The sequence below is a fragment of the Candidatus Acidiferrales bacterium genome (assembly GCA_035515795.1).
In the GTDB taxonomy this organism is placed as follows: Bacteria; Bacteroidota; Ignavibacteria; order Kryptoniales; family JAKASW01; genus JAKASW01.
On record DATJAY010000020.1, the window covers coordinates 144,626 to 154,179 of the forward strand.

Here is a 9,554-nt window from a genome sequence, read left to right on the forward strand (position 1 = left end):
GGATGAAGCTCTACGAATTTATCTCGCGGCACAGGAAGGCTGTATTTTTTCTCATCGCGATATTCACCATCGGTGGGATCGTGTCACTCTTTCTCATGCCGATTGCTCTCTTCCCGAACATAGATTTCCCTCGAATCGTGATGATCGCCGACAACGGTGAGGAACCGGCCGAGCGTATGATGATTGAGGTTACTCGACCGTTAGAGGAAGCGGCGCGGGCAATACCGGGGGTCACGCGCGTGAAGTCGGCCACGAGCAGGGGTTCGTCGGAAATAGATATCAATTTTGACTGGGGAACAGATATTATTCAAGCACTTCAACTCCTGCAGGGAAAAGTCTCGAGCATTCGAAATGAACTTCCGCCGACGGTTTCAATCGATATAGAGAGAATGAATGCTGCCGTGTTTCCGATCGCAGGCTTCAGCCTTACTTCCGATTCACTCGATCAAGTTCAGCTCCGTGATCTTGCTTATTACGTCGTTCGACCCGCGTTGATGAGGGTCAGCGGAATTGCGGATGTTGTCGTTGTCGGAGGGAGACAGCGCGAGTTTCTTGTTAAGATAAATCCACAGAGGCTTCAAAGTTACGGGCTGAGCGTGAGTGACGTTTCATCTGCAATTGACAGGACAAATTTTGTTTCAGCCACCGGACTTGTCGAAAGAAATTACCAGATTTATTTGACCCTTGTCGACGGACTCTATAAAGGTCTCGACGACATCAAAAACACCGTTGTCGATTTCAGGAACGGGATGCCGATTACCGTCGGCGACGTTGCATCGGTCGAGCCTTCGGAAAAAATAGAATACATCCGCGTTACCGCGGACGAAAGGCCGGCTGTCCTCGTCAATATCGTCCGCCAACCGTCGGGCAATACGGTCGAGATCGGCAAGCAGGTTCGTGCGCAGCTTGCGAGTATGAAAGATGTAATTCCGCCAAGCGTGAAGATGAAATATTTCTATGACCAGGGAGATTTCATAAGCAGTTCGATTGGAAGCGCAAGAGATTCAATCATCGTCGGACTCCTGCTAGCCATTCTCGTCATATTCGTTTTCCTCAGGAGTTTTAGGATCGGTTCGGTCGCGGTAATCACGGTCCCGGCAGTTTTCGCATCAGCGGTACTTTTCCTGTATATCATCGGTAATACCCTTAACATAATGACCCTTGGCGGCATCGCTGCAGCGGTAGGACTTGTCATCGATGACAATGTTGTCATGATTGAAAATATTTTCAGGCATATGAGATATGAAAGGGGAAGTCCTCGCCAGGCTGTGGCGGAGTCGATGAGAGAAATTCTTCCTGCGATCGTAGGATCGAGTCTCAGCTCTATCATAGTCTTCGCTCCGTTTGCATTCCTGTATGGAGTCACTGGAGCCTTCTTCAAGCCTCTCGCAATCACCATGGCGGTGTCGCTTGCCGTGTCGATGATCTATTCGCTCACGCTGGTTCCGTTACTTGCAGAAAAGTTTATTACGCAGAAAGACGTTGAGTTGGAGTTCAGCCGGGAAGAGAAATCGCATCACAGATTTTCCGGGGCATACGAGTCCGCGCTCAAATCGCTTCTTAGGAGAAGTTACCTTGGACCGGTTTTTGCCGTCATTGTTCTCGGTGCGACATTCCTTTTATACAGCAGCATTGGAAGCGACTTCATGCCGCATATGGACGAAGGATCGTTTGTCCTGGATTATAATTCGCCCCCGGGCACGTCGCTGGACGAAACGAACCGGATGTTGATGCAGGTTGAAAAGATAATCATGTCGATCCCGGAAGTGGATTCATATTCCCGTCGCACAGGGACACAGTTGGGTTTTTTCATAACCGAGCCGAACAATGGCGACTTCCTGATCAAACTAAAGAAGAACAGGAGGCGTTCTGTCTTTCAGATAATCGACGAGCTGCGGCAAAAAGTTGAGACGCAGGAGCCGGCACTGATAATCGATTTCGGGCAGGCGATGCAGGACCTGATCGGAGATCTTACTAATTCACCGGCGCCTGTTGAGATAAAAATATTTGGGCCGGACCAGAATGTCATCGAAGAAAAAGCTAAAGAAGTTGCCGACATTATCCATGATGTGCCCGGAGTTGTAGATGTATTCAACGGGATCGTCATCAGCGGCCCTTCGATCGTCGTTCATCCTGATCCTGTGCTCACTGCACGAGCCGGATTCACCATGGCTGAGATTCAATCCCAGCTTCGGACTATAATGGAAGGAAGTGCAGATACGTATGTCCTAAATGGAGAGAAATTGATCGGGGTGCGGGTAAGATATCCGGAACAATATCACAGCGCCCTTGAAGATATTCAGAATGTAAGATTGAAATCTCCGAACGGATTCTATGTTCCGTTGAGCAATGTGGCTTCGGTGGAGGTTCTGAAGGGGCAAAGCGAAGTTGACCGTGAGGATCTGAAGTTGATGCTCCCCGTCAGCGCGAGAATTTCCGGCAGAGATCTGGGAAGCACGATAACCGACATAAAGAAAATTCTACAAGCTAAACTTGTTCTTCCTCAGGGAGTCACTTATTCTTTCGGCGGACTCTATCAGAGCCAGCAAGAGTCCTTCAGAAGCCTTCTGCTCGTTTTGATTGCAGCATTTATTTTGGTAATTGCTTTGATGATTATTGAATTCGAGAGTTTAACAGTTCCTATTGTGCTTTTCTCGACTAACCTTACTTCTTTGTTCGGTGTACTTCTTGCGCTCGTAATAACTGGAATTACTTTCAATATTTCAAGTTTTGTCGGAATGATAATGATGGTAGGAATAGTTAACGAAAATGGAGTTTTAATAATCCATATGATAAATCAGATTGGTGAGAAAGATGGGTACAATATGAACACAATCCTCCGCGCGTGTAAAGTCAGAGCAAGGCCAATTTTGATGACTACATTTGCCGCCGTGTTTGCATTGATGCCTCTCGCTCTCGGTGTCGGAGCCGGTGGGCAGATGCAGCAGCCGCTCGCTGTCGCGGTGATCGGCGGATTCTTGCTCTCCAGTTTCCTGCTGCTTTTTGAGTTGCCGGCATTGTATGTTTTCCTCAGGAGAATAAAATGAGAATCCTCCTTGTTGAAGACGACAAAAGTCTCCAGCGGACTCTCACCAAGCTTTTCAAGACCCAGAACTTTGCTGTTGATGCAACCGAGTCGGGCAAACAGGCCGTCTTTCTTGCGAAGACGAACGACTTCGATGTGATTGTTCTTGATCTGATGCTGCCGGACATCGATGGCTTCGAAGTTTGCCGGCGGATTCGAGATGAGAAGCTGCCGACTCCGATCCTGATGCTCACGGCATTGGACGAGGTTGAAAACAGGATAAAGGGTCTCGATACCGGTGCTGATGATTATTTGCCGAAACCGTTCCACGCCGGCGAGCTGCTCGCAAGAATTCGCGCATTGTCGCGAAGAGCAACGGGTGAAAAGACATCTGTTATCAAAGTGCGCGAGATTGAGTTAGACACCGCGGCCCGCAAGGCGTTCAGAAACGGCAAAGACCTGAAACTATCGGGCAAAGAGCTTGCATTACTCGAGCATCTGCTTGTCAACCGGAATAAGATCGTGACACGCGCGGAGCTTGCGGAACATGTCTGGGATATGAATTTCGATCCGCGCAGCAACGTTATCGACGCCTTCATAAAACTGCTGAGAAAAAAAATCGAATCCGGCACAAGGCAGAAGTTGGTAAAAACAGTCAGGGGTATCGGGTATACGATTTCGGATGAAGAATGAGACTGCCGATAAGATTAAGGGTCGCACTCTATGTAACATTTACCTTCGCCGCTGTAATAGTGGTGCTCGGTTTTGCCTTGATGGAACTTTATGAAAGATACTCGAAGCGTTCGTTCGACGTGACCCTTCAGGCGGCGGCGAGCAGCGTAGCGAATCGGCTCGCCAAGGAAAATATGCACGTCGATGTTGCCGATATCAGCGAGGACGTCGGCGAAACAATTTCAAGCTTTGAAAGTAAGATTGGCATCATAGGAGTCGGAATCTTCGATGGCTCATGGAAACAAATTTTTTCGTATAACGATAAGGCCTCGATCGCAATTCGGGCAGAGATCAAGAACTGGGCGAGGGCAGATGACCGGAAGGAATTAACGACCGTGAGGCTGCCCGGTGAAAAATATCGTTGCGCACTTGCAAATTTTGAAATTACAGACGGCTCGCAGGGAACGGTTGTCACTTTCGGTTCCCTTTCATCCATACGTGAATCCATAGAAAGAATGCGTACGATTATTTTCATAGCCGCTCCATTGACTATCCTGCTTGTCGGGGTCGGCTCGATCTTGATTGCGCGTCGGGCATTGCGGCCTTTGGAGAGAATTGCGTCCAGTATAGATGGAATACAGGTCGAAAAATCGCTGGAAAAACTCGAAGTTCCGGAGACAGGTGACGAGATCAAGAAAGTCGCGGAGTCATTCAATTCGTTGGTGCAAAGGATAGGCAGCCTGATCGATACGCAAAGGAATTTTCTGCTGGATGCTTCTCATGAGTTGAAGACGCCGTTGACAGTCATTCAGACCGAGATGGAAATGCTCCTTATGAAGCCGGGCCTCAGCGCTGCCGAGCGCGCAAATCTCCGACAGCTCCTTTCCGAAGTCGAGTATGCTTCTAAGCTTGCGGTTGATATTATCTACCTTTCGAGGCTGGAGTCTTCCATGGTCGTCGAAATGCGGCCGTTTAATCTCGGCACTGTCCTCGAAGAAGTCGCTGCGCACCATCTGTCGTTGGCAAAAAGGAAGAACGTCAATCTCCGAATCAAGTACGAACCCGACATAGTTGTCAACGCGGACGACAACCTTTTGAAACGAGCGGTCTCCAACGTGATCGACAACTCGATCAAGTTCAGCCATGCCGGAGGAGAAGTCTGGGTGACCGGCACGCGCGACGAAAAGTTATCCGCCGCCGTGGTAACCGTTGAAGATAGAGGCGAAGGGATAAGTAGTGAAGAACTCCCTCGTATCTTTGACAAATTCTATAGGACCAAGAGTTCGAGAAGCATGGATGAAAAGGGGAGCGGACTCGGGCTTTCGATCGCTAAACGCATCGTGGAACAGCATGGCGGTAAGATTGAAATCGAAAGCAGGCCGGGTGTCGGAACAACTGTTCGTATCGATATTCCGGAAGCACGGATTGCCGCCCCGTCGGGATGATATCCACTTTTCATTTCGTTGCAAAAAAAGGTTTGCTTCGTTAATTTTACCAAGTTTAATTCTAATGAGGAGATGAAGATGGCCTACCTACCAAAACCACCTGAAAGATGGTTTAGAACGAATCTCAAATATTACAAGCATGGCGGAAGCTGGGCATGGATTCTTCACCGTGTCACCGGACTCGGCCTGACAGCATACATATATGTTCATATCTACGCCCTTACTACCCTCACACAGGGTGAAAGAGCATTTGACGATGAGATGAAGCTCTTCATGACTCCCGTTTTCAAAATTTTAGAATGGCTGCTGTTTTCACTCGTTATTTTTCATGCGTTGAATGGGGTCAGGATAGTTCTGGTCGACTGGGCGAACGGAGCCAGGTACCACAAGAAAATTCTCGCGGTTGTTTATGGATTGGGGATAGCCCTCTTCATTGGAATGGGATTCCTGATGTTCATGGCACCGCTAAAAAATATGATCGCATCCATAAAGTGAGGTAAGAATGTATAAGCATAGCGGTTCACGTGGAAGCGGCGCACCATCCTGGGTGCTCCAGAGAATTACCGGGCTGTTGCTCGTCGTAGTCGTAATCGGGCACTATTTCGTAATGCACGCAGATCCTGCCAGCGGCCATACTTATGCCGCGGTGTTAGAAAGGATGCATCATCCATTTTGGAAAATGTTTGATCTAACTTTCATTTCGGTCGGGTTGTGGCATGGACTGAACGGTACGTGGGGAATTTTCCGGGATTATGAAATGAAGCCTGCCGTCAGTCTTACGGTTTACGGCATCATCATTCTCTCCGGAATCGCGTTCTGGGTTCTGGGTGTCAACACGATCTTATCTTTCTAAAAGGTGAAGAGGAATTCATAATGGTCAAGCATCAATATGACGTAATAATTGTCGGTGCGGGCGGCGCGGGACTTCGCGCGGCACTTGAGATTCCCGAAGGATTCAGCTGCGCCGTGATATCGAAAGTTTTCCCGACCCGCTCGCATACTGGAGCGGCGCAAGGCGGAATTGGCGCTGCACTCGGGAACGAGGAGGAGGACAGCTGGGAATGGCACATGTTCGACACCGTAAAGGGAAGTGATTATCTCGGCGACCAGGATGCGATTGAAATAATGACGAAGGATGCGATCCGTGCCATCATAGAACTGGAGCACATGGGAGTACCTTTCTCGAGAACTCCCGAAGGAAAAATCGCACAGCGGAGATTTGGCGGACACACCAGACCAGAGAATCCGGCCGATCCCGATTCCAAGCGGATCGCCGTGAAGAGATCGTGTTACTCGGCAGACAGAACCGGCCATGTCATGCTCCACACGCTATATGAAAATTGTCTCAAACAGAAGGTTAACTTCTTCTCCGAATTTTTCGTTACAGATTTGATCATGAGCGGAAAGAATTGTGCCGGCGTCGTTGCGATGGATATCGCGACGAGTGAAGTCCATGTCTTCCATGCCAGAGCTGTCATGCTCGCAACCGGAGGTTACGGAAGGGTCTACAGGATCACGTCAAATGCTCATGTCGGAACCGGCGATGGATTTGCGTTGGTCTACAACAATGGACTCCCTCTTGAGGACATGGAATTTGTCCAGTTCCATCCGACAGGCCTCTGGAAACTGGGTATACTGATTTCCGAAGCGGCGCGGGGCGAGGGCGGGATATTACTGAACAATAAAGGAGAGCGCTTCATGGAACGCTATGCGCCGACGGTGAAAGACCTTGCTCCGAGGGATATGGTGTCGCGCGCCATCCTGACGGAGATACGAGAAGGAAGAGGTTTCAGAGGGAGCGACGGGACATATTATGTCCATCTCGATGTATCACACCTGCCGAAGGAGGTCATTGACGACAAGATTCCCGAGATTACCGGTTTCGCGAGAACATATCTCGGCGTCGAGCCCACAAAAGAACCGATCCCGATCCAACCGACATGCCACTACGCAATGGGCGGAATCCCAACCACAGTCGATGCGGAAGTGACCAAGGATAAAAAGAATACAAAAGTCCCGGGTCTCTACGCTGCCGGCGAAGCGGCGTGTGTTTCAGTACACGGCGCAAATCGTCTCGGCACGAATTCACTTCTGGATCTGATCGTGTTCGGACGCAGAGGGGGAAAAGCTATTGCGGAATTTATTAAGGATGCGGATTTTGTTCCGCTGCCAAATGATGCTGCAGATAGAACAATTGCCAAGTCTGATAAAATCATGAACTCCAAAGGGAAAGAAAGGGTTGGAGCACTTAGGACGGAGCTGCAGGAAAAGATGATGGAAAAGGTCGGAATCTTCAGAAACGAAAAAGACTTGAAAGAGATGACGACAGAGATCGGCAGTTTAAGCGAACGCTACCGGGAAATATTCATCGATGATAAGGGAAAAATCTTCAATACCGATTTGATGGAAGCGATAGAGCTCGGGAATCTGATCGAGACGGCTGAACCGATCATATATGGAGCATTGACGAGAAAGGAATCAAGAGGTGCGCATTCACGCGAGGATTATCCGAAACGGGACGACAAGAAGTGGCTGAAGCACACTCTCGTAAGCAAATCTGAAAAGAAGGGCGAACCGGAAATCGACTTCAAACCGGTATCCATCACTCGTTTTCAGCCTAAGGAAAGAAAGTACTGAAAAGGTCAAAAGGGAAAAAGATGAAAGTAATTTTACGGGTCCAGAGATATAATCCGGAAAGAGATACCGAGCCTTATTATCAGCAGTTCGTTCTCGAAGCGGGAGACGACAAAGAGAGAATTCTCGATCTTCTTCACCAGGCAAAATGGAAATATGATGGTACGCTGACTTTTCGACGGTCATGCGCACACGGTGTTTGCGGCTCCGATGCGATAAGGATCAACGGGAGGAACAGGCTTGCATGTTCCACGCTGCTGAGGGATGTCAATTTCGCAAAGCCGATCGTCATCGAACCTATTCCTTCGCTGCCGATAATCAAGGATTTGGTGGTCGACATGACGGACTTTTATAAAAAATACGAAGCCGTCAAACCGTACCTTATCGCGAAGACTCCTGCGCCTGAGAACGAGAGGCTTCAGAGCAACGAGGATGCGGAGAAGCTATTTGAATCTGCGAAGTGCATCCTCTGCGCTTGCTGTACCACTTCGTGTCCGTCGTCGTGGTCGGATGAAAATTATATAGGACCCGCAGCGCTATTGAAAGCATACCGTTTCGTGTTCGACACGCGCGATGAAGGTGCCGATGAGCGTCTCGATGTCATTGACACGCCGGATGGCACCTGGAGGTGCCACACGATTTTCAATTGCGTAGAAGCTTGCCCGAAAGACATAAACATAACATGGCACATCTCACAGTTGAAGAAGCGGCTCGCGGAAAGGGAGATGTGAGAAAGGAATCTGGATTTTTGTTCGGCGGTAAAATTGTTATAGTGGGGCTGACAGCAGTTTAGTAGAGGTTGCTTCTTCGAGGTGCTCCACATATATTTTTTCGAGGCGCAAAACAAGATGTCATGGTGGGAAACATAGCCGGAGAATCTTCAAAATGAGACGAAGACAAACGTTTAGTTTGTACATAGCATTCTTACTGCCGGAATGTTATGCGGATGTATGGCAGGTTAATTTTAATTAGGTGGCATCAATAGCATCTTACGATGAAAACAATCTTAATATTTGTCGCCGTTTCAATATCTTGTTCGTTTTTCGGCTGCAAACACCCTTCCTCCGAATCCATGAAGCCGCGTGCGAATGCTACAAATCTCTCTCAACCTGCCTTTGACAGTATTGTAAACAACTGGTATGAACATGGTGGGAGGAATAGAGACAGCCTATTGCAAATGCTTTATGATAAAGGAGCCATCGACCTCAATTATTATATGGCCAATGTGTCAGTAGAGAATCGTGCTAACGTTCGGGCTAAACTACTTCAAAAGATCGGGGCGCGTGACTCAGCCATTCTCGCACATCTAAAATTTCAAATGAAACATAAATTTGTGCTCGACTTTCTGCTTAATCGATTTGGGCCCCCATCAGAAAATGATATCGACATTGATGATTCACGGTTCAGCGTCTTGCCGAACGAAGACGCGTATGTGCTCGAATCTGTCGCGTACGGCCGTCAGTTTAATCTTTATTCGATCAAGTCAATTCCCGATAATGCTTCAATGTACGTACTTAGCGAGCCGGATGTCGGCGGCCTATCTCAACTATACTTATTTGATGAAGACAAAGATGGAAACATCCTTCTCGACACAATGGCATTGGATCCGAGATCGGACACTCAACTTACCAGTGTGAAACTCAATGGGCATCTCTTCTTACGAATGGATTTTGCTGTTCACGGTTCAGGTTATCTTGATGAACAACTCGTGCTCCTCGGCATAATAAAAAAAAGCTTTCATAACGTTTTTGAAACGAGTTTACTCGAAGCTAATGATT

Annotated in this window: 8 protein-coding genes; all 8 read left to right on the forward strand. The window is 48.3% G+C overall.

Features of this window, described 5'->3' with window-relative positions:
* Window positions 1-2: 2 nt before the first annotated feature.
* Entirely contained in the window at window positions 3-3,047 is a 3,045-nt protein-coding gene (locus VLX91_09520) for an efflux RND transporter permease subunit (GenBank protein HUI30443.1), read from the forward strand.
* Window positions 3,044-3,718 carry a response regulator transcription factor gene (locus VLX91_09525; GenBank protein ID HUI30444.1) on the forward strand — a complete coding sequence of 225 codons (675 nt, stop codon included), beginning with the start codon at window positions 3,044-3,046 and terminating at the stop codon, window positions 3,716-3,718. Before VLX91_09520 ends, VLX91_09525 begins: the two co-directional genes overlap by 4 nt.
* Entirely contained in the window at window positions 3,715-5,142 is a 1,428-nt protein-coding gene (locus VLX91_09530; protein ID HUI30445.1) for a HAMP domain-containing sensor histidine kinase, read from the forward strand. The genes VLX91_09525 and VLX91_09530 overlap by 4 nt, the downstream gene beginning before the upstream one ends.
* Before the next feature lie 78 nt (window positions 5,143-5,220).
* The gene (gene sdhC / locus VLX91_09535) at window positions 5,221-5,637 is read left to right on the forward strand and encodes a succinate dehydrogenase, cytochrome b556 subunit (GenBank protein ID HUI30446.1); all 417 of its coding nucleotides are present in this window, start codon (window positions 5,221-5,223) and stop codon (window positions 5,635-5,637) included.
* 7 nt (window positions 5,638-5,644) lie between these two features.
* Window positions 5,645-5,995, forward strand: a complete 351-nt coding sequence (gene sdhD / locus VLX91_09540; protein ID HUI30447.1) for a succinate dehydrogenase, hydrophobic membrane anchor protein — start codon at window positions 5,645-5,647, stop codon at window positions 5,993-5,995.
* Window positions 5,996-6,015: 20 nt separating this feature from the next.
* On the forward strand, window positions 6,016-7,779 hold the full coding sequence (gene sdhA, locus VLX91_09545; protein ID HUI30448.1) for a succinate dehydrogenase flavoprotein subunit: 1,764 nt from the start codon (window positions 6,016-6,018) through the stop codon (window positions 7,777-7,779).
* A gap of 20 nt (window positions 7,780-7,799) precedes the next feature.
* Window positions 7,800-8,507: a succinate dehydrogenase iron-sulfur subunit gene (locus tag VLX91_09550; protein ID HUI30449.1), complete on the forward strand. Its 708-nt coding sequence runs from the start codon at window positions 7,800-7,802 to the stop codon at window positions 8,505-8,507.
* A gap of 587 nt (window positions 8,508-9,094) precedes the next feature.
* On the forward strand, window positions 9,095-9,554 hold a 460-nt coding region (locus VLX91_09555; protein HUI30450.1), incomplete at its 3' end, for a hypothetical protein.

Excerpts from the sequence above, each read along its gene's own strand:
- sdhD (HUI30447.1), top strand. The coding sequence starts at position 5,645 with ATGTATAAGCATAGCGGTTCACGTGGAAGCGGCGCACCATCCTGGGTG.
- VLX91_09550 (HUI30449.1), top strand. The coding sequence starts at position 7,800 with ATGAAAGTAATTTTACGGGTCCAGAGATATAATCCGGAAAGAGATACC.
- sdhA (HUI30448.1), top strand. The coding sequence starts at position 6,016 with ATGGTCAAGCATCAATATGACGTAATAATTGTCGGTGCGGGCGGCGCG.
- VLX91_09520 (HUI30443.1), top strand. The coding sequence starts at position 3 with ATGAAGCTCTACGAATTTATCTCGCGGCACAGGAAGGCTGTATTTTTT.
- sdhC (HUI30446.1), top strand. The coding sequence starts at position 5,221 with ATGGCCTACCTACCAAAACCACCTGAAAGATGGTTTAGAACGAATCTC.
- VLX91_09530 (HUI30445.1), top strand. The coding sequence starts at position 3,715 with ATGAGACTGCCGATAAGATTAAGGGTCGCACTCTATGTAACATTTACC.
- VLX91_09525 (HUI30444.1), top strand. The coding sequence starts at position 3,044 with ATGAGAATCCTCCTTGTTGAAGACGACAAAAGTCTCCAGCGGACTCTC.